General features: G+C 69.1%; 30 protein-coding genes. 6 read left to right on the forward strand and 24 right to left on the reverse strand.

Annotated elements, in window-relative coordinates; all coding sequences use genetic code 11:
• The 6 genes from AC1RSK_RS23385 to AC1RSK_RS23410 all read right to left on the reverse strand — a co-directional run.
• Positions 1-459: IF-2-associated domain-containing protein (locus tag AC1RSK_RS23385; RefSeq protein WP_492910096.1), on the reverse strand; the 459-nt coding region annotated here is incomplete at its 3' end.
• 96 nt (positions 460-555) lie between these two features.
• Positions 556-1,203: an RNA-binding protein gene (locus AC1RSK_RS23390; RefSeq protein WP_492910097.1), complete on the reverse strand. Its 648-nt coding sequence runs from the start codon at positions 1,201-1,203 to the stop codon at positions 556-558.
• Between the two features lie 92 nt (positions 1,204-1,295).
• On the reverse strand, positions 1,296-3,011 hold the full coding sequence (gene nusA / locus AC1RSK_RS23395; RefSeq protein ID WP_492910098.1) for a transcription termination factor NusA: 1,716 nt from the start codon (positions 3,009-3,011) through the stop codon (positions 1,296-1,298).
• Positions 3,012-3,038: 27 nt separating this feature from the next.
• Positions 3,039-3,593, reverse strand: coding sequence for a ribosome maturation factor RimP (gene rimP, locus AC1RSK_RS23400; RefSeq protein WP_492910099.1), 555 nt, complete (start codon positions 3,591-3,593; stop codon positions 3,039-3,041).
• A gap of 158 nt (positions 3,594-3,751) precedes the next feature.
• Entirely contained in the window at positions 3,752-4,282 is a 531-nt protein-coding gene (locus AC1RSK_RS23405; protein ID WP_492910100.1) for a hypothetical protein, read from the reverse strand.
• 110 nt (positions 4,283-4,392) lie between these two features.
• The gene (locus AC1RSK_RS23410; RefSeq protein ID WP_492910101.1) at positions 4,393-4,776 is read right to left on the reverse strand and encodes a VOC family protein; all 384 of its coding nucleotides are present in this window, start codon (positions 4,774-4,776) and stop codon (positions 4,393-4,395) included.
• Between the two features lie 421 nt (positions 4,777-5,197).
• On the opposite strand from AC1RSK_RS23410, the gene AC1RSK_RS23415 reads away from it, so the two are divergent.
• Positions 5,198-6,238 (forward strand): phosphotransferase family protein, encoded by a 1,041-nt coding sequence (locus tag AC1RSK_RS23415; RefSeq protein ID WP_492910102.1) that lies wholly within the window; start codon positions 5,198-5,200, stop codon positions 6,236-6,238.
• Here the strand turns inward: AC1RSK_RS23415 and trmB are convergent.
• The 17 genes from trmB to AC1RSK_RS23500 all read right to left on the reverse strand — a co-directional run bounded on the left by trmB (position 6,235) and on the right by AC1RSK_RS23500 (position 18,276).
• Positions 6,235-6,918 carry a tRNA (guanosine(46)-N7)-methyltransferase TrmB gene (gene trmB, locus AC1RSK_RS23420; RefSeq protein ID WP_492910103.1) on the reverse strand — a complete coding sequence of 228 codons (684 nt, stop codon included), beginning with the start codon at positions 6,916-6,918 and terminating at the stop codon, positions 6,235-6,237. The genes AC1RSK_RS23415 and trmB overlap by 4 nt on opposite strands.
• A gap of 40 nt (positions 6,919-6,958) precedes the next feature.
• Complete coding sequence (metK, locus tag AC1RSK_RS23425; protein WP_492910104.1) at positions 6,959-8,179, reverse strand: methionine adenosyltransferase; 1,221 nt, start codon at positions 8,177-8,179, stop codon at positions 6,959-6,961.
• Between the two features lie 204 nt (positions 8,180-8,383).
• Positions 8,384-8,815: a helix-turn-helix domain-containing protein gene (locus tag AC1RSK_RS23430; protein ID WP_492910105.1), complete on the reverse strand. Its 432-nt coding sequence runs from the start codon at positions 8,813-8,815 to the stop codon at positions 8,384-8,386.
• A gap of 37 nt (positions 8,816-8,852) precedes the next feature.
• Positions 8,853-10,451, reverse strand: coding sequence for an apolipoprotein N-acyltransferase (lnt, locus tag AC1RSK_RS23435; RefSeq protein ID WP_492910106.1), 1,599 nt, complete (start codon positions 10,449-10,451; stop codon positions 8,853-8,855).
• Positions 10,448-11,251 (reverse strand): hemolysin family protein, encoded by an 804-nt coding sequence (locus AC1RSK_RS23440; RefSeq protein WP_492910107.1) that lies wholly within the window; start codon positions 11,249-11,251, stop codon positions 10,448-10,450. The genes lnt and AC1RSK_RS23440 overlap by 4 nt, the downstream gene beginning before the upstream one ends.
• A 69-nt stretch (positions 11,252-11,320) precedes the next feature.
• Positions 11,321-11,797 carry an rRNA maturation RNase YbeY gene (gene ybeY / locus AC1RSK_RS23445; RefSeq protein WP_492910108.1) on the reverse strand — a complete coding sequence of 159 codons (477 nt, stop codon included), beginning with the start codon at positions 11,795-11,797 and terminating at the stop codon, positions 11,321-11,323.
• Positions 11,797-12,738, reverse strand: a complete 942-nt coding sequence (locus AC1RSK_RS23450; protein WP_492910109.1) for a PhoH family protein — start codon at positions 12,736-12,738, stop codon at positions 11,797-11,799. Before AC1RSK_RS23450 ends, ybeY begins: the two co-directional genes overlap by 1 nt.
• The gene (miaB, locus tag AC1RSK_RS23455) at positions 12,735-14,087 is read right to left on the reverse strand and encodes a tRNA (N6-isopentenyl adenosine(37)-C2)-methylthiotransferase MiaB (RefSeq protein WP_492910110.1); all 1,353 of its coding nucleotides are present in this window, start codon (positions 14,085-14,087) and stop codon (positions 12,735-12,737) included. The genes AC1RSK_RS23450 and miaB overlap by 4 nt, the downstream gene beginning before the upstream one ends.
• 192 nt (positions 14,088-14,279) lie before the next feature.
• Positions 14,280-14,705: a Fur family transcriptional regulator gene (locus tag AC1RSK_RS23460; protein ID WP_492910111.1), complete on the reverse strand. Its 426-nt coding sequence runs from the start codon at positions 14,703-14,705 to the stop codon at positions 14,280-14,282.
• A gap of 42 nt (positions 14,706-14,747) precedes the next feature.
• The gene (locus AC1RSK_RS23465) at positions 14,748-15,164 is read right to left on the reverse strand and encodes a GNAT family N-acetyltransferase (RefSeq protein WP_492910112.1); all 417 of its coding nucleotides are present in this window, start codon (positions 15,162-15,164) and stop codon (positions 14,748-14,750) included.
• Between the two features lie 150 nt (positions 15,165-15,314).
• Positions 15,315-15,962 (reverse strand): tRNA (adenosine(37)-N6)-threonylcarbamoyltransferase complex dimerization subunit type 1 TsaB, encoded by a 648-nt coding sequence (gene tsaB, locus AC1RSK_RS23470; protein WP_492910113.1) that lies wholly within the window; start codon positions 15,960-15,962, stop codon positions 15,315-15,317.
• Between the two features lie 8 nt (positions 15,963-15,970).
• Positions 15,971-16,582: a DUF1131 family protein gene (locus tag AC1RSK_RS23475; RefSeq protein ID WP_492910114.1), complete on the reverse strand. Its 612-nt coding sequence runs from the start codon at positions 16,580-16,582 to the stop codon at positions 15,971-15,973.
• A 139-nt stretch (positions 16,583-16,721) separates the two neighbouring features.
• Positions 16,722-16,919 (reverse strand): hypothetical protein, encoded by a 198-nt coding sequence (locus AC1RSK_RS23480; RefSeq protein ID WP_492910115.1) that lies wholly within the window; start codon positions 16,917-16,919, stop codon positions 16,722-16,724.
• On the reverse strand, positions 16,919-17,098 hold the full coding sequence (locus AC1RSK_RS23485; protein ID WP_492910116.1) for a hypothetical protein: 180 nt from the start codon (positions 17,096-17,098) through the stop codon (positions 16,919-16,921). The genes AC1RSK_RS23480 and AC1RSK_RS23485 overlap by 1 nt, the downstream gene beginning before the upstream one ends.
• Positions 17,095-17,313 (reverse strand): hypothetical protein, encoded by a 219-nt coding sequence (locus AC1RSK_RS23490; protein ID WP_492910117.1) that lies wholly within the window; start codon positions 17,311-17,313, stop codon positions 17,095-17,097. The genes AC1RSK_RS23485 and AC1RSK_RS23490 overlap by 4 nt, the downstream gene beginning before the upstream one ends.
• Positions 17,310-17,438 (reverse strand): hypothetical protein, encoded by a 129-nt coding sequence (locus AC1RSK_RS23495; protein WP_492910118.1) that lies wholly within the window; start codon positions 17,436-17,438, stop codon positions 17,310-17,312. The genes AC1RSK_RS23490 and AC1RSK_RS23495 overlap by 4 nt, the downstream gene beginning before the upstream one ends.
• A gap of 88 nt (positions 17,439-17,526) precedes the next feature.
• Complete coding sequence (locus AC1RSK_RS23500; RefSeq protein WP_492910150.1) at positions 17,527-18,276, reverse strand: HesA/MoeB/ThiF family protein; 750 nt, start codon at positions 18,274-18,276, stop codon at positions 17,527-17,529.
• A gap of 36 nt (positions 18,277-18,312) precedes the next feature.
• On the opposite strand from AC1RSK_RS23500, the gene hslV reads away from it, so the two are divergent.
• The 3 genes from hslV (at position 18,313) to AC1RSK_RS23515 (ending at position 21,498) form a co-directional block, all read left to right on the forward strand.
• The gene (hslV, locus tag AC1RSK_RS23505) at positions 18,313-18,861 is read left to right on the forward strand and encodes an ATP-dependent protease subunit HslV (RefSeq protein WP_492910119.1); all 549 of its coding nucleotides are present in this window, start codon (positions 18,313-18,315) and stop codon (positions 18,859-18,861) included.
• Positions 18,862-18,867: 6 nt separating this feature from the next.
• On the forward strand, positions 18,868-19,350 hold the full coding sequence (locus tag AC1RSK_RS23510) for a GNAT family N-acetyltransferase (protein WP_492910120.1): 483 nt from the start codon (positions 18,868-18,870) through the stop codon (positions 19,348-19,350).
• 87 nt (positions 19,351-19,437) lie between these two features.
• Entirely contained in the window at positions 19,438-21,498 is a 2,061-nt protein-coding gene (locus tag AC1RSK_RS23515; RefSeq protein WP_492910121.1) for a sulfatase-like hydrolase/transferase, read from the forward strand.
• Here AC1RSK_RS23515 and AC1RSK_RS23520 read toward each other — a convergent pair.
• Positions 21,495-22,919: an MFS transporter gene (locus AC1RSK_RS23520; RefSeq protein ID WP_492910122.1), complete on the reverse strand. Its 1,425-nt coding sequence runs from the start codon at positions 22,917-22,919 to the stop codon at positions 21,495-21,497. The two genes, AC1RSK_RS23515 and AC1RSK_RS23520, sit on opposite strands and share 4 nt — an antisense overlap.
• Positions 22,920-23,047: 128 nt before the next feature.
• Between AC1RSK_RS23520 and AC1RSK_RS23525 the strand changes: the two genes are divergently transcribed.
• Together AC1RSK_RS23525 and AC1RSK_RS23530 are read left to right on the forward strand one after the other, a co-directional pair.
• Positions 23,048-23,539, forward strand: coding sequence for a PaaI family thioesterase (locus AC1RSK_RS23525; RefSeq protein ID WP_492910123.1), 492 nt, complete (start codon positions 23,048-23,050; stop codon positions 23,537-23,539).
• Positions 23,532-24,479 (forward strand): alpha/beta fold hydrolase, encoded by a 948-nt coding sequence (locus tag AC1RSK_RS23530; RefSeq protein WP_492910124.1) that lies wholly within the window; start codon positions 23,532-23,534, stop codon positions 24,477-24,479. Before AC1RSK_RS23525 ends, AC1RSK_RS23530 begins: the two co-directional genes overlap by 8 nt.
• Positions 24,480-24,537 lie beyond the last annotated feature (58 nt).

Consider the following 24,537-nt stretch of genomic DNA (forward strand, 5'->3'; position numbering starts at 1 on the left):
GGCCACAGGGGCCGGGGCCGGCGCTTCGGCGGCCGGAGCCGCAGGAGCCGGGGCGGCCGGAGCCGGGGCCGCCTTGGCGGCTTCCGCAGCAGCCGCGGCGGCGGCGGCCTTGCGGGCCTCCTCGGCGCGGGCGGCGGCCTGGATCTGGGCCTGGCGCTGGGCGCTTTCGATGGCGGCCTGGCGGGCCCGCATCTCGTCGGCGGAAAGACCGCCCGAGCCTTGCGAGCCTTGCGGACGCTGTTGCGGGGCGCCCGGTGCGGGGCGCCGCTCAGCGGCCGAGGGACCGGCGAGATTCGCCGCCGGCGCGGTGTGGGTCCGCTGCCGCTTGGTTTCCACCACCACCGTCTTGGTCCGCCCATGGCTGAAGCTTTGCTTCACCACGCCGGCGCTGACCGACCCCGTGCGGGGCTTCAGCGTCATGGGCGGGCGGCCCGGGCGGTTGTCGTTCTCGTCGCTCATGCGTCTCGCTTAACTCGCGACCGGATGATCCGGCCGCACTACCTGAATTTCCAAACTCACAAAGGGCCCGGTCGCGGTTTCCCGCGGGCCCTTCTCCTACCGTTCCTCGCGCCAGTCCTCAGGGAGAAGCGGGCGAAATCCGGCCAGACGTTCGACGTCTTGCGTCCAACTCTTGGCCGACCGTCCGCCGAGGAAGGCGGTGTGTATCACATTCTCGGCTCCCAAGGCCAAACCCAATTCGGCGGAAGTGAAAACGCCGATGACCCGAGGCTGCGGGGTCATATGCCGGGCCAGGTTGAGAATCTTCGAACGGCCGTCGGCCGCCCCGTCGCTGGCCTCGATCAGCCAGGCGGCCTTGCCGCCGCGAACGGCGGACATGACCTTTTCGAAGCCCGATGTAAGGTCGCCCGACCGGCGCGCAAGGCCCAGGCTGTCGAGAACCCGCTTGGTCAGCAGTTTCTCGACCAGATCGGCCAGGCCGTCGGGCACCGTCAGCTTGGCCTTGGCCGAGCGGGCGAAGGAGTTTTTCTTCGCTGCCGCCTCGATGCTGGCGCGGTCGGCGGCGACCCAGATGCCCCGGCCGGGCAGCTTGCGGGCGATGTCGGGGGTGACGACGCCGTCGGGGCTGGCGACGAAACGGACAAGCTTCTGCTCCGCCATCACCTCTCCCGAGACGATGTCGCGCCGTTCCCTGGCGGCTTCCGCCAGGGTCTTGTGAGCCGAAATGTCGGTCTCAGCCTGCATGGGCTGGTCGCGTTCCTTGTCGTCGACCAGCCTGGGATAGGCCGGTCAGTTCATCGTCGAAGACGTCAGTCCGAGGGTTTGGCCAAGGACGCTCACGCGTCCCGAGCCTCGCCTTCGGCCTCGGCCAGGGCGACCTCTTCCGAGGCTTCCGGCTGTTCGCCTTCGGCTTCGGCTTCGGCGTACTCCACGCCTTCCTCGCCCTCGTAGTATTCTTCCTCGACGTATTCCGGCTCCGGCGGGGCTTCGACCCAGCCCATCACCACGCGGGCGCGCATGATCAGGGTCTCGGCGTCTTCCGGCGTCAGGTTGAAGCTTTCCAGGGCGCCGGCCTCGCGGACCCGCTCGCCGTCCTTGCTTTCGTACCAGCCGCGCAGGTCGTCTGGGACCAGGCCGGCCAGGTCTTCCACCGTCTTGACGTCGGCTTCGCCCAGGGCGACGGCCATCGGCAGGGTGATGCCCTCGATCTCCAGGACGCCGTCCTCGACGCCCAGTTCGGTGCGCTTGGCGTCCAGCTCGGCGGCGGCCTTGTCGAGGAATTCGCGGGCCCGGGCCTGCAGTTCCTCGGCGGTGTCCTCATCGAAGCCTTCGATCTCGGCGATTTCATGCGGCTCGACGAAGGCGACGTCCTCGACGGACACAAAGCCTTCGGTGGCCAGCAGCTGGGCGATGACCTCGTCGACGTCCAGGGCGTCCTGGAACAGCTGGGTGGTCTCGGCGAACTGCTTCTGGCGGCGCTCGGACTCTTGAGACTCGGTCAGGATATCGATCTGCCAGCCGGTCAGCTGGCTGGCCAGGCGGACGTTCTGGCCGCGGCGGCCGATGGCCAGCGACAGCTGTTCGTCGGGGACCACGACTTCGACGCGCTCGTCGTCCTCGTCCATGACCACCTTGGAGACTTCGGCCGGGGCCAGGGCGTTGACGATGAAGGTCGCCTCGTCCGGGCTCCACTGGATGATGTCGATCTTTTCGCCCTGCAGCTCGGCGACGACGGCCTGGACGCGCGAACCACGCATACCGACGCAGGCGCCGACCGGGTCGATGCTGGAATCGTTGGAGACGACGCCCATCTTGGCGCGGCTGCCCGGGTCGCGGGCGACGGCGCGGATCTCGATGACGCCGTCGTAGACTTCCGGCACTTCCTGCGCGAACAGCTTGGCCATGAAGCCGCCGTGGGCGCGGCTGAGCATGATCTGCGGCCCCTTGGTCTCGCTGCGGACGTCGTAGATGTAGCAGCGGATGCGGTCGCCGAGGTTGAAGTTCTCGCGCGGGATCGACTGGTCGCGGCGCATGACGCCTTCGCCACGGCCGAGGTCGACGATGACGTTGCCGTATTCGACGCGCTTGACGACGCCGTTGACGATCTCGCCGACGCGATCCTTGTACTCTTCAAACTGGCGCTCACGCTCGGCCTCGCGGACCTTGCCGAACACCACCTGGCGGGCCATCTGGGTCTGCACCCGGCCGAACTCGAAGGGCGGCAGTTCTTCGTCGAACACCTGACCGACTTCGGTGTCGGCGCCATAGAAGGCCTTGGCGTCGGCCAGGCGCATCTTGCCGACGTCGCCCTCTTCGAATTCCTCGACGTCGTCCGGCACCACGGTGACGTAGCGCTTGATCGAGGTCTCGCCGGTCTTGGCGTCGATGGCGACGCGGATGTCGTGCTCGGCGCCGTAGCGGCTGCGGGCGGCCTTCTGGATCGCTTCCTCGATGGAGGCGATGACGATCTCCTTGTCGATGCCCTTCTCGCGGGCGACCGCGTCGGCGATCTGGAGCAGTTCGAGGCGGTTGGCGGAAATGCCGGTGGCCATGGTCTAAGTCCTTAGAACTCTAAAGGGTCAGTCGTTGTCGTTGCCGACGGAGTTGATGTCGTCCTGGGCGATGCGGGCGGCGCGCTGTTCGGCGCCGACCTTCATCAGCTGGTCGTTGAGGACCAGCTTGGCCTCCAGGATCCAGTCGAACGGGATGTAGAGGGTGGTGTCGGCGTCGCCCTCGACGTTGATGCCGACCTGGCCATCCTCGACCCCGGCCAGCTCGCCCTTGAACCGCTTGCGGCCCTCGGCGATGCGGTCGAGTTCGATGCGGGCCTCGTAGCCTTCCCAGGTCTCGAAGTCCTTCAGGCGGGTCAGCGGCCGGTCGATGCCGGGGCTGGAGACTTCCAGGGTGTATTCGCCGGTGATCGGGTCGGCGGCGTCCATGACCTCGGAGATGGCGCGCGACAGGCGGGCGCAGTCCTCGACGACCATCTCGCCGTCGGGGCGCTCGGCCATGATCTGCAGCCGGCGGGTCTGGCCGCCCATCAGGCGCAGGCGCACGATCGCGTACCCGGCGGCTTCCGCCACGGGGTCGAGCAGCTCGATCAGGCCGCGATCCTCATTCGTGCGTGCGCGCAAAGTGCGCCTCTCCCGAAAGTCGTCCAAAAACCCAAAACAAAAGCGGCGCCCCGGAGGACGCCGCTCGAATGCGCTATCCAGCGCGTTCAAACGATGTGGAGGCTCATATAGACCCTCCCTCGCTGGTTGTCAGCCCCCCAACAACGCGGGGCTGGGCGCTAGCCGAAATTGACCGGCGGCAGACGGCCCTTGCGGCGCGCCGCCTTGGCCGCGCCGGAGACGGCGTCATAGACCCCGCCGCCGATGCTGCCCGCGATCACGGGCGCCAGACCATGCACCGCCAGCCAGGCGTAGACGGCGCCGTCGGCCTTGGCGATGTCCATGAGCTGGGCCCAGAAGGCCTCGATGGGAAAGAGGCCGAACAGGGTGGCGACCAGCGGCGATCCGCCGCCGAACTTCCAGGCCAGGCCGCTGGCCAGCAGGAAGAGCAGACCGCCGAAGCCGCCGGCTCCGACCGGGGCGGTGCGCCGGCCCATCAGGCCAAACAGCAGCAACCCAAGCCCCAGGAAGACCAGGGCGCCGGGCGCCGCCGCCGGCACGCCGGTCAGCCCCACCTGTCCCATGTCCATCAGATTGCCGGCCGACAGGTCGCCACGGCCTTCCCAGACCACCAGCACCAGTGAAATCACCAAAGCCCAGACGAGGGCGCCGAGGATCCACCCCAGCGCCATGCGCACACCCCTGATCATGTCTTCCTCCCTCGCCCACGTTTCTCGGGACGATTTCATTCACCATGACCGGGTTTTCGGCACGGTCAATGCTGAGACACGCGCGGGGCGAGCCGCAATTCCCGTGAGGCTCACGCAGTGTTGTGGGCGAAGGCGATCACATGGCCGTCAAGGTCGCGGACCTCGAACTCCCGGGTCCGATAGGGGGTGTCGCAGGGCGGGCTGGCGATGTCGGCGCCGCGCGAGACCAGTTCGGCGTGCAAGGCGTCGGCGTCCTGGACCCAGACATGGGCGTCCCAGATGCCCGGCTTGTAGTCGCGATTAGGGCCCGGTGTCGGCTGGCTGGCGGCGTCCTGCAGCATGAACTCGACCCCGCCCCGCGTGAGAAAGGCCATGCGCGGCGGATCGCCCAGCACCCCGCCGACCGCGAACCCCAGCCGGTCGCGCCAGTAGGGGATCGAGGCCGCCAGATCGGCGACCACCAGCACCGGAAAGACGCTCCAGGTTTCGGTCATCGGCCTGCTCCGTAGCTGGCCGGACAATACTGGGCGACCAGGGCCACCGGAACCCTGATTGCCCGCCGCCCTTCAGCAGCTGCCGCGCGGCGACGGAGGAGTCGCCCGGGAAGCCGCCGGCGCCGCCGATCCGCTTGACTTTGGCCATGGCGCATCTCCCTCTGCGCGCCGGTATTCTGCGCCCCTTGCCTCTGGGTCCGCCCACCCCTGTTCCGACCACCCCGACGAAAGTCGGGGCCCAGGGTCCACTCTCGGATGAGGTGCGGCGCTGATCAGCGCTAGCCTGTCTTCTGGTTTGCCAGCTGGGCCCCGACTTTCGTCGGGGTGGTCGGTGGAAGGAAGGCGAGCGCGATTTGCTTGCCGCCACGATAACCTCCTACGCTTTCCCTCGAAGGCCGCGACACGACGGCCGGGAGGAATGATGGGCAGCGAGAATCCGGTCCCTGAGGGCGTCGATCTCTCCGTCCTCGAAGCCTTCATGGACGGCAAGCGCCTGGGCTCGGGCCCGCTAGAGGACCTCACCGTCCTGACCGGCGGGACGCAGAACATCCTCCTGAAGTTCACCCGCTCAGGCCGCGACTACGTCCTGCGTCGCCCGCCGCCGAAGCGTCGCGCCAACTCCAACGAGACCATGCGCCGCGAGGCCCGGGTGCTGGCCGCCCTGGCCGGGTCGGACGTGCCGCATCCGGGGCTGATCGCCGCCAGTCCGGAAGAGACCATGGACGGGGCGGCCTTCTACCTGATGGAGCCAATCGACGGCTTCAATCCGACGGTCGGCCTGCCGCCGCTGCACGCCAACGACCCGGCCGTGCGGCGACGCATGGGCTTCGCCCTGGCCGACGGCATCATCGCGCTCGGCCGCGTCGATATCGCCGCCGTCGGACTGGAGACCCTGGGCAAGACCGATGGCTGGCTGGAGCGGCAGGTCCCGCGCTGGCGGGCGCAGTTCGAGAGCTATCGCGAGTTTCCGACCTGGACCGACGAGATTCCCGGCGTCGAAACGGTCGGCGCCTGGCTGGACGCCCATCGCCCGGCGTCGTTCCGGCCCGGCCTGATCCACGGCGACTACCACCTGGCCAATGTCATGTACCGCCATGACAGCGGCGAGCTGGCCGCCATCGTCGACTGGGAGCTGGCCAGCACCGGCGATCCGCTGCTCGACCTCGGCTGGCTGATGGCCATGTGGCCCGAGCCCGGCCAGGACCTGACGCCGGTTACCCCCTGGGAGGGCTTTCCGACGATCGGCGAGGTCATCGACCACTATGGCAGGGGCAGCGACCGGGATCTGAGCCACATCCGCTGGTACGGGGTTCTCGCCTGCTACAAGCTCGGCATCATCCTGGAAGGCAGTCACGCCCGGGCCGGCGCGGGTCTGGCGCCCAAGGCCATCGGCGACCGCCTGCACGCCTCAACCCTCAACCTCTTCCAGCGCGCCCTGCGCTGGATTGACGAAACCTCTTAGGCTCGCACGAAGTCCAGCCACACCGGCGGGATGTCGCCGAGCTTCTTTTCTTCGTAGCGGGTGGTCAGGTGATCGGCCGGCGGGACACGCCAGTCGTCGGCCTTGTCGGCCGGCCAGGCGAAGAGGCCGCTGTTCAGGACGCGTTCAAGCGTCCAGTCGGCGTAGTCGGCCCAGTCGGTGGCGAAGCGGAACTTGCCGCCAGGCTTCAGCACCCGGTGGGCCTCGGCCAGGAACTCAGGATTCACCAGCCGGCGCTTGTTATGCCGCGCCTTCTGCCAGGGGTCTGGGAAGAGGACGAACAGGCGGTCGACGCTGCCGTCCGGCAGGTGGGCCAGCACCTCGCGGCCGTCGCCGGGGTGGATGCGGGCGTTGCTGGCCCCCGCTTCGTCGAGGTGGCGCAGGGCGCTGGCGACGCCGTTCTGGAAGGGCTCGGCCCCGATGATCAGCAGGTCCGGGTTCCGCGCCGCCTGCCCGGCCAGGTGCTCGCCGCCGCCGAAGCCGATCTCGACCCAGACCGCCGTGGCGTCGGGCTTCAGGGTTTGGGGATCGAAGGCGGCGTCCGGCACGGCGATGGACGGCAACAGGCTGTCGAACAGCGCCGCCTGCCGCGCCTTGATCGGCCGCGACTTGATGCGCCCGAAGGAGCGCAGGGGGCCGTGAGGTTGCTGGGGCTTGGGCATGGGAGGCGGCCTTTACCGCCTCCGCGCCGTGGGCGGAAGGCTAGAAGGCCTTTTGCAGTTCCGGGACCAGGTCGATCTTTTCCCAGCTGAAGCCGCCCTCGTTGTCCGGCTGGCGGCCGAAGTGGCCGTAAGCCGTGGTGCGGGCGTAGATCGGCTTGTTGAGCTGCAGGGTCTTGCGGATGCCGGCCGGGGTGCCGCCGCCGATGAAGTCGGGCAGCAGTTTTTCCAGCTGGGCCGGATCGACCTCGCCGGTGCCGTGGGTGTCGACGTAGAAGCTCAGCGGCCGGGCGACGCCGATCGCGTAGCTGATCTGGATGGTGCACTTCTTGGCCAGACCCGCCGCCACGACGTTCTTGGCCAGGTAGCGGCAGGCGTAGGCGGCCGAGCGGTCGACCTTGGTCGGATCCTTGCCGGAGAAGGCGCCGCCGCCGTGCGGGGCCGCGCCGCCGTAGGTGTCGACGATGATCTTGCGGCCGGTCAGGCCGCAGTCGCCGTCTGGCCCGCCGATCAGGAACTTGCCGGTCGGGTTGATGTGCCACTTGGTCTTCTTGGTGATCAGGCCGTCGGCGAAGAGGGGCAGGATGTAGGGGCGCAGGGCGCCCAGCAGCCGCTTCGACGTCGGGGCGCCGCCGTCCATCTTCTTGCCGTGCTGGTGGGAGACGACGATCTCCTCAACATGCACCGGCCGGTCGTTCTCGTAGCGCAGGGTGACCTGGCTCTTGGCGTCGGGCTCGAGGAAGGGCAGCTCGCCGCTGTGCCGCAGCTCGGCCAGGCGGCGCAGGATGTTGTGGCTGTACTGCAGGGTGGCCGGCATGAACTCCGGTGTGTCGTCGGTGGCGTAGCCGAACATGATGCCCTGGTCGCCGGCCCCCTCGTCCTTGTTCTCGCCGGCGTCGACGCCTTGCGCGATATGGTCGGACTGGGCGTGCAGGAAGCACTGGTACTTGGCCTTTTCCCAGTGGAAGCCCTTCTGGGCGTAGCCGATGTCCTTGATCGCGGCGCGAACCTTGGGCTCGAGCGAGGCGATCAGCGCCTTGTTGCGCTCCTTGTTCTCGGACTTGGAGGCGCCGGGCTTGGCGGCGCGGATCTCGCCGGCCAGCACGATGCGGTTGGTGGTCACCAGGGTCTCGCAGGCCACCCGGGCTTCGGGCTCCTCGGCCAGGAAGGCGTCGACGACGGTGTCGCTGATGCGGTCGGCGACCTTGTCGGGGTGCCCTTCGGACACGCTTTCGCTGGTGAAGATGTAGTTCTGACGGCTCACGGAAGGCTCCCGGTTCAACGCGAGGGACCATATAAAGGTATCTTTATATCCGCAAGCTCGCTTCTAGTCCGTCATCCTCGCACTTGTTGCGAGGACCCATCCCCGCGAGCGGATGCGGGAGCGCGCGGACAGAGCGGCGCCGCCTTGCAACCGTTCGAGATCATGGGTCCTCGCAACAAGTGCGAGGATGACGGGCGCTGAGCGCTAAGCGTCCTCGCCGTCCGTGTCTTCGACCATGCTGCGGACCAGCTCGACGATCCGCTTGCGCAGCCGGGGGCTTTTCAGGCGCGAGAACAGCTCGGCCAGCTCCAGCCCCTCGCTCGACATCAGGAAGGCGTTGACGAACTTCTCCGAGGCCGGCTCGGCCTCGCCGCCGCCGGTCTTCAGCGAGGAGGGGTCGGCCAGGCCCTCGAAGAAGTATTCGGTGCCGGTCTGCAGGGCGACGGCGATCTCGTACAGCTTGGAGGCCGACACCCGGTTGGCGCCGCGCTCGTACTTCTGGACCTGCTGGAAGGTCAGGCCGAGATCGTCGGCCAGACGCTCCTGGGTCACCCCCATGGCCTTGCGCCGCTGTCTGACCCTCCGGCCGACATGGACGTCGATCGGATTGGGCGAACGGCTAGCGTCGTCAGTCATTGAAGGAAGCGCCCCGATAAGAAACACACATCAGCCGTCAGGCGGCGGACGGCATATTGGGGAGGTTTTTCAGACGTCGCCAGTGAAAGACCGCTGTTACGGTCAGGCCTGCAATTATGAATATCAGTAACGGAAGGTCGCCCAACCTGCGGTAGGGAGTTTCGACTACTCTAGGTGGCAGTTTGACATCGACCACAGCCTGAGCGCCTTGTTCGATGCGGCTGGAGGGAATCACCCGGCCGTAAGCGTCAACCATCGCCGACACCCCCGTCGGGGTGGCGCGGGCCATCGGGACCCCTTCCTCGATGGCCCGGTAGCTGGCCAGGTTGAGGTGTTGCAGGGGGCCACTGGTGGCCCCGAACCAGGCGTCGTTGGAGACGTTGACGATCAGGTCGGGGGCCTTGCCGGAGCGTTTCGCGCCCTCACGGGTGAAGCCCGGATAGAGGCTTTCGTAGCAGATCAGCGGCTGCAGCACCGGCAGGCCCGGAATGGCCAGCGGGGCCGGCCGCTTGCCGGGCGCGAAGCCGTCGCCGATCTGCACCAGGTTCTTGACCCCCAGCGGCGACAGCAGGCTGTCGAGCGGCAGGTATTCGCCGAACGGCACCAGCCGGAACTTGTCGTAGCGGCCAAGCTGGACGAGGTCGCCCTCCTGGCGGCGCAGGACCAGCAGGCTGTTGAAATAGCGCGGCGCGTCCGGCGTTCCCTCGACCCGGGCGACGCCCACCAGCAGCACCTGACCCGGCGCCAGCGCCTCGATGATGGCCGCCCGCGTCCAGGTCCCCTCGGCGAGGTAGTCCTCGGCCAGGGCCGGCACCGCGCCTTCCGGCCAGATGACGATGTCGGGGACCCGGCCGTCTTTTGACGGCAGGCGAGTCAGCGACAGGTACTTCCCCATGATCCGGCTGAAGGATTGCGGATCGTACTTGGCCTCCTGGGGCACGTTGGGCTGGACGATGCGGACCACAGGACCTGGCGGCTGAGCCCAGGTTACTGTGAACAGAAACGCGCCGTAGCCGACCATTACCATCAGCAGAACGGCCGCCGCCCCGCAGGCGATCATCGCCGGTCGGCGCGGCGCCTTCCAGAGCAGGGCCGGTGCGGCCGCGATCCCGACGGTGAGGACGGTGAGGCCATAGGCGCCGACCACCGAGGCCGACTGCGAGATCAGCGAACCCGCCCGCCAGGTCTCGCCGGGCAGGTTCCAGGGAAACCCCGTCAGGATATGGCCGCGCAGCCATTCGGCCGCCCCGAAGGCGGCGGCGAAGACGATGACCCGCCAGGGCCCCGTGACCCGGCTGGCCCGGTAGAGCAGCGCCGCCAGGCCCCAGAACAGGGCGATGCCGCCGGCCATGAAGGTCACCGCGAAGGGGGCCATCCAGCCGTGGGCGGCGATGTCGACCAGGAAGGCCTCGGCCACCCACCAGGTGCCGATGGCGAAATAGGCGACGCCGGCCAGCCAGCCGCGCCAGAAGGCCGAACGCAGCGGCCGCTCCGGACTGGCGCCGTCGACCAGCAGCAGGATGACGCCGTAGCCGAGCAGCCCCGGCAGAAGCCCGAACGGCGGATGGGCCAGGGCCGCCGCCGCGCCGGCCGCCAGCGCGATCAGTCGCGTCTTCCAGGCCGGGGAGAGGCTCACACGGCTTCCTGGTGGCGCTGGGCGCGGCGCACCCGCACCCGCTTGACCCGCCGGATGTCGGCGTCAACGACCTCGAAGTCCCAGCCGCCGGGATGGGCGATCACCTCGCCGGCCTCGGGCACCCGGCCGGCCAGGGCGGTGACCAGGCCGCCGACCGTGTCGATGTCCTCTTCCAGCTCCTCCGGGGCCAGCCGGCCGACCTCGAGCGCCGCCTCCAGGTCCTCCAGGTCGGCGCGGGCGTCGACCTCGAACACCCCGCCGGGCCTGGCGACCACGCCGCTGACCTGGGCCTCGTCATGCTCGTCGTCAATCTCGCCGACCACCGCTTCCAGCAGGTCCTCGAGGGTGGCCAGGCCGCTGACCCCGCCGTGCTCGTCGATGACCAGCGCCAGATGCACCCGGCCCGCCTGCATCTTCTCCAGCAGGGTCGTGGCCGGCATGGCCTCTGGCACGTACAGCACCTCGCGCTTGAGCTTGCGGATCAGCGCCCCGGTGCTGGCTTTGCGGCCCTCGGCCAGCAGGCGGAAGATGTCCTTGATGTGGAGGACCCCGACCGGATCGTCGAGCGTCTCGCGATAGACCGGCAGGCGGCTGTGCTCGGTCTCGATGAAGCGGGCGACGACGTCGTCGAACGGGGTGTCGATCTCGATGGCCTGGATGTCGGCCCGCGGCGTCATCACGTCGCCGACGTCGAGTTGGGCGAACTCTCGGGCGTGCTGGGCCAGCTCATTGGCGGCCGGCGCGTCAGGGGAACCGGGCTCGTCGCTCTCGCCGAAGGCGCGCAGCACCTGGCGCAGCATGCCGCCCAGCCCCCCGCGACTTCGCTGGGGAGGGTCGGACGGGGGCGGGTCTTGATCGCTGTCGGTCATCTAGCTCTGTTCGGACGCGTAGGGGTCGGAAACGCCCAGAGAGGCCAGCACGCGCCGCTCCAGGTCCTCCATCGCTTCCGCCTCATCATCGGTCTGGTGGTCGTATCCCGCAAGATGCAGCACGCCATGCACCGTCAGGTGGCTCAGATGGTCGGCCAGGGACTTGCCCTGCTCGGCCGCCTCCCGGGCGCAGACGCCGTAGGCCAGGGCGATATCGCCGAGCAGGTTCTCGGGGTTCGGCGGGGCCGGGAAGGAGAGGACGTTGGTCGGGCCGGGCTTGTCGCGGAACTGCTGGTTGAGCTCGGCGACGGAGGCGTCGTCCGTCAGCAGGACCACGACACCCAGTACCTTCCCCTCTGGGGGAGGGGGGAGGAACTGGAGCGTAGCCACAGCCGCGCGGGTCACAAGCGCTTCAACGTCCGCCACCGCGTTCCAGGCCGGGTCTTCAACCTCGACCTCTATCTCCGACCCGCTCATCAGCCGCGCTTGGCCGCGTCTTCGTCGTAGGCCTTGACGATGCGGGCGACCATCGGGTGGCGGACCACGTCGGCGGCCGTGAAGCGGGTCAGGGCGACGCCCTCGACGCCCTCCAGGATGGCCACGGCATGGGCCAGGCCGGAGTCGCGGGGATTGACCAGGTCGATCTGACTGGGATCGCCGGTCACCGCCATGCGACTGCCCTCGCCCATGCGGGTCAGGACCATCTTCATCTGCAGACGCGAGGTGTTCTGGGCCTCGTCGACGATGATGAAGGCGTGGCTGAGGGTGCGGCCGCGCATGAAGGCGATCGGCGCGACCTCGATCTCGCCCTTCTCGCGCCGCTTGCGCAGCTGCTCGGCGCCCATGATCTGGATCAGGCTCTCCCAGACCGGGGCCATGTAGGGATCGACCTTCTCGGTCAGGTCGCCGGGCAGGAAGCCGAGTTTCTCGCCCGCCTCGACCGCCGGACGGGTGACGATCAGCCGGTCGATCTCACCGCGCATCAGCATGCCGGCCCCATGGGCCACGGCCAGGAAGGTCTTGCCGGTGCCGGCGGGACCCAGGCCAAAGACCAGGTCGTGGCGGCCCAGCATGTCCATGTACTGGGCCTGGGTCGCCGTCTTCGGCGACACCGGACCACGGCGGACGCCGCCCGGGGCGACGGGGCCTGCTTCGCCGGAGCGGGCCTGGCCCAGCGCCACACGCACGTCGGCCTCGGTGACCTCGGCCCCGGCGTCGGCCTGGGCGGCGAGGGAGGCGATGGCCCGTTTGGCGAGCGAGCGGGCGCGGGCGTCGCCGTCCACGGAGACGCCGCCGCCGGGGGTCTCGACGAGCACCTTGAAGGCGTCCTCGATGAGGGCGGCGTGGCGGCTGCCGGGACCGGCGACCGCGCGGGCGGCGACGTCGGACAGGGGCAGGAATTCAGGCGGACGACTCACGCGGGCTCCAGCGCTTGCACAAGCTCACCGGTGAGACTGCCCCGATGGCCGGTGACGATCCTGACCGGAACGATCTGGCCAACCAGATGATCCGGCCCGTCGAGGTGGACAGGCTGCAGATAGGGGCTGCGGCCGCCCAGCTGGCCGTCCTTGCGGCCGCGCTTTTCGATCAGCACGGGCAGCACCTTGCCGGCCTGGGCCTCGTTGAAGGCCTGCTGCTGCTGACCGAGCAGGGCGTTCAGCCGGGCCAGGCGTTCGTCCATGACCTCCTCGGCCACCTGGCCGGGCATGGCCGAGGCGGGCGTGCCGGGGCGGCGGCTGTATTTGAAGGAGAAGGCCGAGGCGTAGTTCACCTGCGCGACCAGATCGAGCGTCGCCTGGAAGTCGCGCTCCCGCTCGCCGGGGAAGCCGACGATGAAGTCGCCGCTCATGGCGATATCCGGCCGGGCGGCGCGGATGCGCTCGACCAGCTTCACGTAGCTCTCGGCCGTATGGTCGCGGTTCATGGCCTTGAGGATGCGGTCCGAGCCCGCCTGCACCGGCAGATGCAGGTAGGGCATCAGCTCCGGCAGCTCGCCATGGGCGGCGATCAGGGCTTCGTCCATGTCGCGCGGGTGGCTGGTGGTGTAGCGGATGCGGTCCAGCCCATCGATCTTGGCCAGCTGGCGGACCAGCGCCGCCAGGCCGCCCTCGGCCCCGTCGTAGGCGTTGACGTTCTGGCCCAGCAGGGTGACTTCGCGGACGCCTTTCTCGGCCAGACCGCGGGCCTCGGCGAGGATGGTGTCGGCGGGCCGCGACCACTCGGCGCCGCGGGTGTAGGGCACCACGCAGAAGGTGCAGAACTTGTCGCAGCCCTCCTGCACGGTGAGGAAGGCGGTGACGCCGCTGACGTGACGCGTCTCGGGCAGGGCGTCGAACTTTTCCTCCGGGGAAAATTCGGCGGCCAGGCCCTCGCCCTTGGCGCGGTGGGCGCGGGCGATCAGTTCGGGCAGCTGGTGATAGGCCTGCGGCCCGACCACCAGATCGACGGCCGGCTGGCGGCGCATGATCTCGGCGCCTTCCGCTTGAGCGACGCAGCCGGCCACGGCGATGGTCATGACGCCGTCGCCGCTCTCGGCCTTGCGGGCCTTCATCCGCTTGATCTGACCCAGTTCCGAATAGACCTTCTCGGTGGCCTTCTCGCGGATGTGGCAGGTGTTGAGGACGACGAGGTCGGCGCCCTCCGGGTCGTCGGTCATGCCATAGCCCAGCGGGCGCAGGACGTCGGCCATGCGCTCGCTGTCGTAGACGTTCATCTGACAGCCGTAGGTCTTGATGTAGAGGCGCTTCTGGGGCGCGGTGCTCGTCATGGCCGGGGTTATGGGGTCAGCAGCCCCAACTCGCAAGTTATCAGCCCTCCCTCCCCTTTATGGGGAGGGTGTCACGCGTAGCGTGACGGGTGGGGAAGTCGGATGCAGCGCGCTCTGTCACGTGAGTACCCCACCCTGCGCGCTTCGCGCGCTGTCCCTCCCCATAAAGGGGAGGGAGGAACCCGCGCAGCGCTACTGCGTCACCTTCTCGCTGTCTTCCAGCGGCAGGCCGTAGAGCTCCAGCCGGTGGTCGACCAGCCGATACCCCAGCTTGCGGGCGATCGCCTGCTGCAGCCGCTCGATCTCCTCGTCGACGAACTCGACGACCTGGCCGGTCTTCATGTCGATCAGGTGGTCGTGGTGGTGGTCGGGCGCCTCTTCGTAGCGCGAGCGGCCGTCGCGGAAGTCGTGGCGCTCGATGATGCCGGCCTCCTCGAACAGGCGCACCGTGCGATAGACGGTGGCGATCGAGATGTGCGGGTCGACGTCATGGGCGCGGCGGTACAGTTCCTCGACGTCCGGATGGTCGTTGGCCACCGACAGCACGCGGGCGATGACCCGGCGCTGGTCCGTCATGCGCATGCCTTTTTCGACGCAAAGCTTTTCAAGACGGTCCATGGGGCCTCCGGGCGAGTCGGGCGCAAGATAGTCACGCCGGGGCTAGCTGTTAAGGGAAAGCCGCATCACGAGGGCGTCGACGGGTGGAACGGCGTTTCCGCGCGCATAATAGCCCCGCCGCCGGCCCACCGTCTCGAAGCCGAAATCGCGATAGAGGCTCAAGGCCGGGACATTGTCGTCGGCCACCTCCAGGAACAGCGCCTCGGCCCCCAGGGCCAGGGCCTGGACCGCCGCCGCCTCGACCAGCCGCCGGGCCAGACCCTGCCGCCGCGCCGCCGGGGCCACGGCCAGGGTGACGATCTCTGCCTCCCCGGCCAGGGCGCGAGCGAGGATGAAGCCATGGGTCTCGGCGATCACGAAGGTCCCGGGGGTTTCGAGCAGGGAGGCGAACTCGGCCGCGCTCCAGCTGTGTTCGAAGGCGCTGGCGTGGACCAGGGCGAGGGTTTCGGGATCAGGCATCGCCTACCCCCTCAATCCGATCATCCCGACGAAAGTCGGGACCCAGTGTCCACCAGCGTGAGAGACGCGGGCTCTGATCAGAGCGGACCCGGATACCGCCTGCCAGCTGGGTCCCGACTTTCGTCGGGATGATCGGATTGAGGGGGAGGGTCATGCGTAAGGATCGATGCCCCCCGGCAGCTTGGCGTCCGGCGTGCGCAGGTAGAGCGGCCGCGCGGTCGGGATCGGTTCGCGCACCGCCGCCGCCAGCCGCGCCACCCAGGCCGGGTCGGGCCCGCCGGGGGTCTCGATGACGGCGCCGGGGATCATTCCATCCAGCAGGGGCGCGCCAGAGCCGACCAGGGTCACCGGTCCGTCGCCAGCCAGTTCGGCCAGCCGCGCCGCCGCCGTGCCAACCGCCAGCGCATCCGGGGCCATCAGCGGCGCGCCGTCGCGGAAGGCCTGCAGGTAGATCTGGCTGCGCCGGGCGTCGACCGCCGCGCAGACGAAGCCGCTCCGCCCCGCCGCCAGGGCCGGTAGCGAGCCGACCCCGACCAGCGGAACCGACAGGGCCGCGCCAAGTCCCTTGGCGAAGGCCAGCCCGACCCGCAGACCGGTGAACGAGCCCGGCCCCACCGTCGCGGCGATGCGGCTCAGCCCCTCGAACCCGAACGGGGCCATCATCGCGGCGACCATCGGGGCCAGCCGCTCCTGATGCCCCCGGCTCATCGGCTCGGAGACGCAGGCCAGCACCTCGTCCCCGTCCAGCAGGGCGGCGGAGCAGGCGTCCAGGCAGGTATCGACGGCGAGAATGCGCACCTGAGGGCCTAGCCCCGATTCCAGATCAGGCCGGTCAGGACGCCGTTGGCGGCGAGGAAGGCGGCCGAGGGCACGGCGTTGTCGGACACGCCGTCCTCCCACTTCCCGTGGGTTTCATAAACATAGGCCAGGCGTGGCTCGCCGGGACGTCGGCAGAAGATCTTGCCGGTGTCGTTCTCCCAGCCGGCCTTGCAGTCGCCCGGCTTGAAGCCGCTCTTGCTCCAGGGATCGCCCAGGCGCTCGCCGCGCGGTCCGACCACCGGTCCGCCGCGGGCCCAGACACCGTGCAGTCTTCCCTTGTCGTCGCTGATCCGCAGATCGAGGCCGTCATCGTCACGCACATCGAGGACGCCGAACGCCTCGCCTTCCCAGTTCTCCGTTCCCGGCTCGACCCGGGCGCCCGGGAAGAGCTTGGCCAGGGTCGCGCGGTCGTAGGGGGTGTCGGCGGTGATCGGCCCGATGCCGGTTTCGGAGGCGGTATAGGCCGGCTGGGCCGCGACGGCGTCGGCCGGAAGGGTCGCCTCGGTGGCGGCGGCGACCGGCGCGGTCGGCTTTTGCTCGGCGGGCTTGCCGCAGGCGGCGAGGGCGAGGAGCGACAGCAGGGCGAGGCGGCGGATCATGCGCCCACCCTAGAGCAGGGCGCGATTTGATGGAATCAAATCGCTTGCTCTAGCCTCTTCGTTGTCGCGCGTTTGCTCCGATAACCGGGCCCCACTTATCGGAACGCGCTCCGGCGGCTTCCACAGGCGGGTAAACCGGTCAGTCGCCGGCGGAATCGGCCGCCGCCAACGCCTCTTCGCCGGCCCCGGTGATCTCCCAGCCTTCGCGGCTGCGGGCGGCCAGGCCCAGTTCGGTCAGGGCCCGGGCGTCGGCGATGTTGATGAAGTCGACCGGCTTGCCGGCCCGCTTCAGGGCCAGGTTACGCAGGGCGATCAGCAGCCCCTCACTCAACGCCATCATTGGCCTCCGGACAGGGGATTGGGACGGGCCGCAGCCCGGCGGGCCATGGTGGTGTCGAGGATCTGGCGCAGGCGGTTGGCCTCGGCGCCAAGGTCGGTGACATCGCCCTCCAGCTGGGCGACGCGGCTCTTCAGGTAGGCGTTCTCACGCTGCAGGCGGGCCAGCTCCTCGCTCATGGCGCCTTGGCGGCCTGGGCCAGCTGGTTGCGGACCACCGCCTTCAGGAGGGCCGTGCGGTGCGGGCTGTTGCCGCCGGCGGCCAGTTCGGTGCGGGCGCCTTCCAGCACCTCGCCCCGGTGACGGCCGCCGAGCGCCCAGGCCTCGGCCCGGATCTCGGCGTTGCCGACGCTGCCTTCGCCCACCGAGTTGAGATAGCGCAGGAAACCGTTCACTTCGGACCGCGCGTCGAGCGCGGATCGCTGAGACCCGAGCCATTGGCGGGCCTGGGAACCCGCACGGCGCCGCTCGAGCGGCTGTCGGCGAGGAAATGGCGGGGCTTGGGGGGATTGCTGGACATGACGTCCTTTCAGGGCCGGGGGATTGGCGCGGCGCGCCGCAACCCTCAGCCCTTTGGATATAGGCGTTCCGGGCCGATAAAGCTTGTCTTATCGCGACCCCACCTTGCCGGAACAGGCGGGGCAGGCCGGGTCGGCGCCGACCCGCACCGTGCGGCTCTCGCCGGCCAGGCCGTCGTAGATCAGCAACCGGCCGGTCAGGGCCTCGCCGGCCCCGGTGAGCAGCTTGACCGCCTCAAGCGCCATCATCGCGCCGATGACCCCGGCCAGGGCTCCGACCACCCCGACCGCGACGCAGGTCTCGGCGTCCGGCGGGACCTCCGGCACCAGGCAGCGGTAGCAGGGCTGGCCCGCGAACACCCCCACCTGCCCGGTCCAGCGGCCGATGGCCCCGCTGACCAGCGGAACCTGCGCCGCCAGGCAGGCGTCGCTGACCAGCAGCCGGGTCTCGAAATTGTCGGTGCCGTCGAGCACCAGGTCATGGCCGGCGATCAGGCCGGCGACATTGGCCGCCGTCACCGCCGGGGCCGCCAGGACCGCCACATGCGGATTGAGCGCCGCCAGATGCTCGGCGGCCGCCGCCGTCTTGGCCCTTCCGACATCCTCGGTGGCGAACAGCACCTGGCGCTGCAGGTTGGACAGGCTGACCGTATCGTCGTCGCTCAAGGTGAGACGCCCCACCCCCGCCGCCGCCAGGTAGAGGGCGGCCGGGGCGCCCAGGCCGCCGGCCCCGACGATCAGCACCCGCGCGGCCTTGAGCTTCTGTTGTCCCGGCCCGCCGACCTCGCGCAGCACCAGATGGCGGGCGTACCGTTCGACCTCGCCCTCGCTGAACGCCACCTTGACCTCACTTCCGCCCATGGCCACATCGGAGCCATGCAACACAGCAACAGCTTCCCCGACTGGCACGGCACCACCATCCTCGCGGTCGCCAAGGACGGCAAGACCGTCATCGCCGGCGACGGTCAGGTGTCGATGGGCGCGACCGTGGTCAAGGGCTCGGCGAAGAAGGTCCGCAAGCTGGCCGGCGGCAAGGTCATCGCCGGCTTCGCCGGGGCTACCGCCGACGCCTTCACCCTGCTGGAGCGCCTCGAAGCCAAGCTGGAGCAGTATCCCGACCAGCTGGCCCGGGCCTGCGTCGACCTCGCCAAGGACTGGCGCACCGACCGTTATCTGCGCCGGCTGGAGGCCATGCTGATCGTCGCCGACAAGACCAGCATCTACACCGTCACCGGCGTCGGGGACGTGCTGGAGCCCGACCAGGGCGTGGCCGCCATCGGCTCCGGCGGAGGCTACGCCCTGGCCGCCGCCCGGGCCCTGCTCGACAGCGACCAGGACGCCGAGGCCATCGCCCGCAAGGCCATGGCCATCGCCGCCGACATCTGCGTCTACACCAACGGCTCACTGACGGTGGAAACCGTCTGAGGAGCCATGGCCTACAGTTTCACGCCGCTGACGAAGGGCGACCTGCCGCTGCTGGCCCGCTGGCTGGCCGCGCCGCACGTGCGTGAGTGGTGGGAGGACGACAGCGGTCCGGAGGAGGCCGAGGAAGCGCTGGCCGACGCCCATACCTGGCCCTTCCTGGTGCATCTGGACGGCCGCCCGATCGGCTACATCCAGGCCTACGACCCGCACGCCTGGCCCGGCCACCACTTCGAGGGTCAACCGCCCGGAACCCGCGGCGTCGACCAGTACATTGGCGAGGCGGAGCTGCTGAACCAGGGCCACGGCCCGGCCTTCGTGCGCCAGTTCTGCGACCGGCTCATTGCCGATGGCGCGCCGGTGGTGGTCACCGATCCCCATCCCGACAATGCCCGCGCCATCCGCGCCTACGAAAAGGCCGGCTTCGTCCGCTATGGCGGACCTGTCGACAGCGACTGGGGCGTCTGTCTGCTGATGGCCCGCCGCGCCTGACTGCGGCCCGACGAACCATATTCATCTTTAAGTTGCTTTTTGAACAATGCTACGCGAATTTGCGCCCATCCTGTGATGGAGGGGCTGATGTCGACGAGCGACCACGGGGGCGACCTGGCTAAGAAGGGGCGCCCCAACATCCTGTTGATCACCTGCGACCAGTACCGGTTCCCCCGGTTCTCCTACGGACCCGACCACGGCTTCGACCAGCCGCTGAAGGAGATCCTCGGCTTCCAGCCGCTGAGCCACCCGCACGCCAATCCCTACAAGAAGTTCTTCCCCGGCCTGCTTCGCCTGCGCGAGAACGCCGTCAACCTGCGCAACCACACCATCGCCGCCAGCGCCTGCACCCCCAGCCGGACGGTGATCTACACCGGCCAGTACGGCACCCGCACCGGCGTCACCCAGACCGACGGCCTGTTCAAGAACGGCGACTCCTCCAACTTCCCCTGGCTCGAGGCCGGCGGCATCCCCACCCTCGGGACCTGGATGCGCGAGGCAGGCTACAGCACCCACTATTTCGGCAAGTGGCACGTCTCCAACCCGCCCGAGCACAGCCTCAAACGCTACGGTTTCGACAACTGGGAGGAGTCCTATCCCGAGCCGCACGGGGCCCAGGCCAACAACCTGGGCGTCTACCGCGACGTCGGCTTCACCGACAGCGCCTGCACCTTCCTGCGCCGCCAGGGCCTGGCCAGCAATTACAACCGGGCCTACGCCTCGATGTCGGTCAATGACCCGTCGACCAGCGGGCCGGACGTCGACGACATCCCGCCCTGGCTGGCGGTGGTCTCCTTCACCAACCCGCACGACATCGCCACCTATCCCGGCGTCATCGGCCAGGCCCTGCCCGACCCCGACAACCGCTCGGGGACGCAAGGGGTGTTCGGCCCGCTGACGGTGCCGAACCAGGGCGACAAGACGCCGCCGCCGGTGGCCGGGACCCTGCAGGTGCCGCTCAACCCGCTCGATTTCCCGCAGGACTGCGCCCGGCCCTCGCCGAGCCAGAACGAGGACCTGTCGAGCAAGCCCAGCTGCCAGCATGAGGCGGCCTACAAGGTCGGCCTGGCCCTGGCCGCCAAGGGCGGCTTCAACATCGTCAGCGGCGTGACCGGCGCCTTCCCGAAGCTGCCCGGAACCAACGCCGAGGAAGCAGCCGTCGCCTTCGCCCTGAAGAGCAGCATTCCCCTGCAGCTGGCCGACGATCCGCAGAAGGGCGCCGCGCAGTTCATCCAGCTCTATGCCTGGCTGCATTCGGTGGTCGACCGCCACATCGACGCGGTGCTGACCGCGCTGGAGGAGTCGGGCCAGGCCGACAACACCATCGTCATCTTCCTGGCCGACCACGGCGAGTACGCCGCCGCCCACGGCATGATGCTGGAGAAGTGGCACACCGCCTACGCCGAGGCGCTGCATGTGCCGATGATCGTCCGCTTCCCGATCGTCCCGGGGGCCGACACCGAGGCGAAGAAGGACCACCAGGGGGTCTCCGACCCGGTGCAGTGCGACGCCCTGACCAGCCACATCGACATCCTGCCCACCGTGCTGGGCCTGGCCGGGGTGCATGAACACCGCCGCCACAAGATCAGCGCCGACCTGGCCCTCAGCCGTCCGGTCCCGCCCCTGCCCGGCGTCGACCTGTCGAGGCTGCTGGAACAGGCCGTCGCTGGCGGCCCGGTCGACGATGCGATCATCGAGCCCGACGGCGGGGTGCGCGAAGGCGTCCTCTTCATCACCGACGACGAGATCACCGCCCCCCTGCCGCCGTCGCGCACGGCCCAGGAGAAGCACTCTTACGAGGAGTTCGCCGTCTTCCAGGCGGTGGTCGAATCGGTCCGTACCGGCGCCGGCGGCAAGGGGCCGGTGCACCTGACCCCCGGCTCGATCAAGCAGCCCAACAACGTCCGCTGCGTGCGCACCAACACTCACAAGCTGGCCCGCTATTTCGACCCCTCCGGCAAACACCCGCAGGAATGGGAGATGTACGACCTGGTCGCCGACCCCAACGAGATGGAGAATCTGGTCGATGTGCGGGTCAGCCCGCCGACGGCGCGCTCGGACCTGCACGGGCCCAGGCGCGAAGAGGTGCAGAAGGACGCCGACCGGCTGGCGATCCTGCTGGCCCGGCTGGAGCGGCGCGACCTTTAGTGACCGCGCAGCTGCATTGAAATCTCGTCGTGGACCTTGCGTGTGATGGCGTAGGGCCAGATCAGGGCGACCCCGACACAGGAGATCACCGCCGCCAGCGGACCGTGCACCAGCACCAGCCGGATCAGGGCGTCCGGGTCGATGGCCACCAGCGGGTCGGCCTTGGGCGGCATGCCCATCAGGTCCAGGCCGATACCGGCCAGCAGCACCCCGACCCCGCTGGCCGCCTTGGCCGCGAAGGTGATGCCGGAGAAATACAGCCCCTCGCGCCGATGGCCGAAGCGCAGTTCGTGCTCGTCGGCGGCGTCGGCCATCATCGCCGGGAAGGCGACCAGCACCAGGCCGATGCCGACGCCGGCCACCACCATCATCGCCAGCAGAGGCGGAATGGCGGCCGCGCCCGACGGCCGGTAAAGGCCGCTGATCCACAGCAGCGGCGCGACCAGCCAGACCAGGTTCAGCATGGTGACGCCGATCACCACCACCGACCGCTTCTCGAACCAGCGCGCCAGGGCCGAGGCCGAAGCCACGCCGACCACCGTGCCGATCAGCAGCACGAAGGTCAGGCGCTGGATCTGGTCGGTGTCGATCTTCCAGACAAAGGTGTTGTGGTGCGCCCCTGTGGTGCCGTTGACCCCGATGGCCACCATGATCAGCAGGCAGGAGAGGAACAGGATCCGGAACGAGCGGTTGGAGAAGATCTCCGCCACCTCGCCGGGCAGGCGGCTGATCATCGACCGCTCGGTCGTCTCCGGTTGCGGCAGGCCCATGGCATAACGGCCGGCCCCGGCGCAGCACAGAAGCATGCAGACCGTCAGCAGCCCCGCCACCGACCAGCCAAGGGCCGGATAGGCGGCCAGCTTGAACAGGCCTTCCGGCGGCGTCAGATAGACGCTGTAGGCCAGGAAGATGACGACCACCGCCGACACCAGGCCGATCATGGTCCGCCAAACCACGACCCGCGACCGCTCCAGATAGCCATCCGACAGTTCGGCCCCGAGGGCGACATAGGGCACGTTGAACAGCGAGGTGGCGCCGCGGGCAATCAGCGAGGCCCCCAGCAGCCAGGCGAACAGCAGCGGTTCGCCCAGGTCCTTCGGCGGCGAGAAGATCAGGCCGAAGCCCAGCGCCACCAATGGGATGCTGAGCACCATCAGCGGCAGCCGCCGCCCGAACCGCGAGCGGATGTTGTCGGAGATCGAGCCGACCAGCGGGTCCATGATGGCGTCGAGGCAGAGGCTGAGGCCCACAGCGATGCCCGTCAGCACCCCGGAGAGGCCGAGGACCTGGGTGTAGTAGAAGAAGGTGAAGGGCAGGGCGACATCGAACCCGCCGCTCTGCACCGTCTGGCCGAGGCCATAGGCGAACTTGACGTGGTAGGGCGGCTTGAAGGCCGGGACCACCGTTTCCGCAGAACTCACGCGCATTCCCCCGACGTCTCGTTGAGGCGGAGGTTGGAGCCTTATCGGCGCCCGGCGCAATGATGACGTGGCGTCAAGGACAACGGATCGCGCTTCACCCCCGTTCAAACAAACGTTAGACTTCCCTCATGTCCGACGATCTCACCGAAGCCCAGACGGCCGACATCCCCGATGGCTACCGGATTCTCAACTGGACCCGGGGCTTCGGCCGCCAGATCGGGCCGCTGTACGAGAAGCATGACGCGGCCGGCGCCACCCTGGCCTTTCGGGTCGAGGAGCACCACACCAACGGCATGGCCAACTGCCACGGCGGCATGCTGATGAGCTTCGCCGACATGGCCTGGGGCCGGGTGATCTCGGTGGCCAAGAGCCACTACTGGGTGACGGTGCGGCTGACCTGCGATTTCCTGTCCGGCGGCAAGCTGGGCGACTGGATCGAGGGCCAGGCCGAGATGGTCGCGGAAGAGGACGACGTCTTCACCGTGCGCGGCCGCATCTGGTCGGGCGAGAGGCTGATCATGACCGGCGTCGGGGTGTTCAAGACCATCGGCCCGCGCCCGCCGCGGCCGGGCGAAAAAGCCTTCATCGAAGCCAAGGAGACCGAGGTGCTGCATGGCTGACGGCCACCCCATCTGGCCGGATGTTCCGCCGCCCCTCGCCCCCTATCACGGTGAAAAGCCGCCGGCCCCGGCCTGGTTCGACGCCGCCATCGCCCAGGCGCCGGAGCGCTCGACCTACGACGTTCAAGGCGCGGCCATCGAGCTCCTGACCTGGGGCGAGGTCGGCAAGCCCGGCGTTCTGCTGCTGCACGGCAACGGGGCCCATGCCGACTGGTGGAGCTTCATCGCCCCGTTGCTCAGCAGTGATTTCCGCGTCGCGGCGATCAGCTGGTCGGGCATGGGCGACAGCGACTGGCGGCCCAGGTACGACGCCGACATCTTCGCCGCCGAGATCCTGGGGGCCATCGAGGCGGCCCAGCTGGAGGCCGACGGCGGCAAGGCCCGGGTGGTCGGCCACAGCTTCGGCGGCTTCCCGGCCCTCTACTGCGCCGTCCACCACGCCGAGCGCCTGCGCGGGGTGGTGATGCTGGACTCGACCATCCATCCGCCCGAGCGGCAGTGGAACGGCCCGCCGCGTCGCAACGGCGTCAATAAGGTCTACCCCGACCTGCCCAGCGCCCTGGCCCGCTTCCGCCTGGCGCCGCCGCAGACCTGCGAGAACGACTATGTCGCCGACTGGATCGCCCGCCGGGCCCTGCGCCAGGCGCCGATGCCGGACGGGTCTGGTGTGGGCTGGACCTGGAAGTTCGACCCCGAGCTCTGGCACAATTTCACCATGCCGCCGCTGGGCGCCCTGCTTGCCCAAGTGAAATGCCCGCTGGCCATGGTCTGGGGCGAGCGGTCGAAGCTGATGTTCCCCGAGACGATGGACTTCATGCTGCGCGAACTGCCCGACGACATCGTCAAGTTCGCGATTCCGGACGCGGATCATCACGTGATGATCGACCAGCCCCTGGCCACGGCGGCGGCGCTGCGGGCGCTGCTGGCGGCGTGGCCGTAGGTTTTAAGGGTGGGCTCCTGCCCTAACCCATCCACCGTCACCCCAAGACTTGTTCTTG

The organism is Caulobacter sp. GW821-FHT11A05 (assembly GCF_058809015.1).

Excerpts from the sequence above, each read along its gene's own strand:
- AC1RSK_RS23390 (WP_492910097.1), bottom strand. The coding sequence starts at position 1,203 with ATGCAGGCTGAGACCGACATTTCGGCTCACAAGACCCTGGCGGAAGCC.
- nusA (WP_492910098.1), bottom strand. The coding sequence starts at position 3,011 with ATGGCCACCGGCATTTCCGCCAACCGCCTCGAACTGCTCCAGATCGCC.
- AC1RSK_RS23405 (WP_492910100.1), bottom strand. The coding sequence starts at position 4,282 with ATGATCAGGGGTGTGCGCATGGCGCTGGGGTGGATCCTCGGCGCCCTC.
- AC1RSK_RS23410 (WP_492910101.1), bottom strand. The coding sequence starts at position 4,776 with ATGACCGAAACCTGGAGCGTCTTTCCGGTGCTGGTGGTCGCCGATCTG.
- AC1RSK_RS23415 (WP_492910102.1), top strand. The coding sequence starts at position 5,198 with ATGGGCAGCGAGAATCCGGTCCCTGAGGGCGTCGATCTCTCCGTCCTC.
- trmB (WP_492910103.1), bottom strand. The coding sequence starts at position 6,918 with ATGCCCAAGCCCCAGCAACCTCACGGCCCCCTGCGCTCCTTCGGGCGC.
- AC1RSK_RS23430 (WP_492910105.1), bottom strand. The coding sequence starts at position 8,815 with ATGACTGACGACGCTAGCCGTTCGCCCAATCCGATCGACGTCCATGTC.
- AC1RSK_RS23440 (WP_492910107.1), bottom strand. The coding sequence starts at position 11,251 with ATGCTGCGCCAGGTGCTGCGCGCCTTCGGCGAGAGCGACGAGCCCGGT.
- ybeY (WP_492910108.1), bottom strand. The coding sequence starts at position 11,797 with ATGAGCGGGTCGGAGATAGAGGTCGAGGTTGAAGACCCGGCCTGGAAC.
- miaB (WP_492910110.1), bottom strand. The coding sequence starts at position 14,087 with ATGACGAGCACCGCGCCCCAGAAGCGCCTCTACATCAAGACCTACGGC.
- AC1RSK_RS23460 (WP_492910111.1), bottom strand. The coding sequence starts at position 14,705 with ATGGACCGTCTTGAAAAGCTTTGCGTCGAAAAAGGCATGCGCATGACG.
- AC1RSK_RS23465 (WP_492910112.1), bottom strand. The coding sequence starts at position 15,164 with ATGCCTGATCCCGAAACCCTCGCCCTGGTCCACGCCAGCGCCTTCGAA.
- AC1RSK_RS23475 (WP_492910114.1), bottom strand. The coding sequence starts at position 16,582 with ATGATCCGCCGCCTCGCCCTGCTGTCGCTCCTCGCCCTCGCCGCCTGC.
- AC1RSK_RS23480 (WP_492910115.1), bottom strand. The coding sequence starts at position 16,919 with ATGGCGTTGAGTGAGGGGCTGCTGATCGCCCTGCGTAACCTGGCCCTG.
- AC1RSK_RS23485 (WP_492910116.1), bottom strand. The coding sequence starts at position 17,098 with ATGAGCGAGGAGCTGGCCCGCCTGCAGCGTGAGAACGCCTACCTGAAG.
- AC1RSK_RS23495 (WP_492910118.1), bottom strand. The coding sequence starts at position 17,438 with ATGTCCAGCAATCCCCCCAAGCCCCGCCATTTCCTCGCCGACAGCCGC.
- hslV (WP_492910119.1), top strand. The coding sequence starts at position 18,313 with ATGCAACACAGCAACAGCTTCCCCGACTGGCACGGCACCACCATCCTC.
- AC1RSK_RS23510 (WP_492910120.1), top strand. The coding sequence starts at position 18,868 with ATGGCCTACAGTTTCACGCCGCTGACGAAGGGCGACCTGCCGCTGCTG.
- AC1RSK_RS23515 (WP_492910121.1), top strand. The coding sequence starts at position 19,438 with ATGTCGACGAGCGACCACGGGGGCGACCTGGCTAAGAAGGGGCGCCCC.
- AC1RSK_RS23525 (WP_492910123.1), top strand. The coding sequence starts at position 23,048 with ATGTCCGACGATCTCACCGAAGCCCAGACGGCCGACATCCCCGATGGC.
- AC1RSK_RS23530 (WP_492910124.1), top strand. The coding sequence starts at position 23,532 with ATGGCTGACGGCCACCCCATCTGGCCGGATGTTCCGCCGCCCCTCGCC.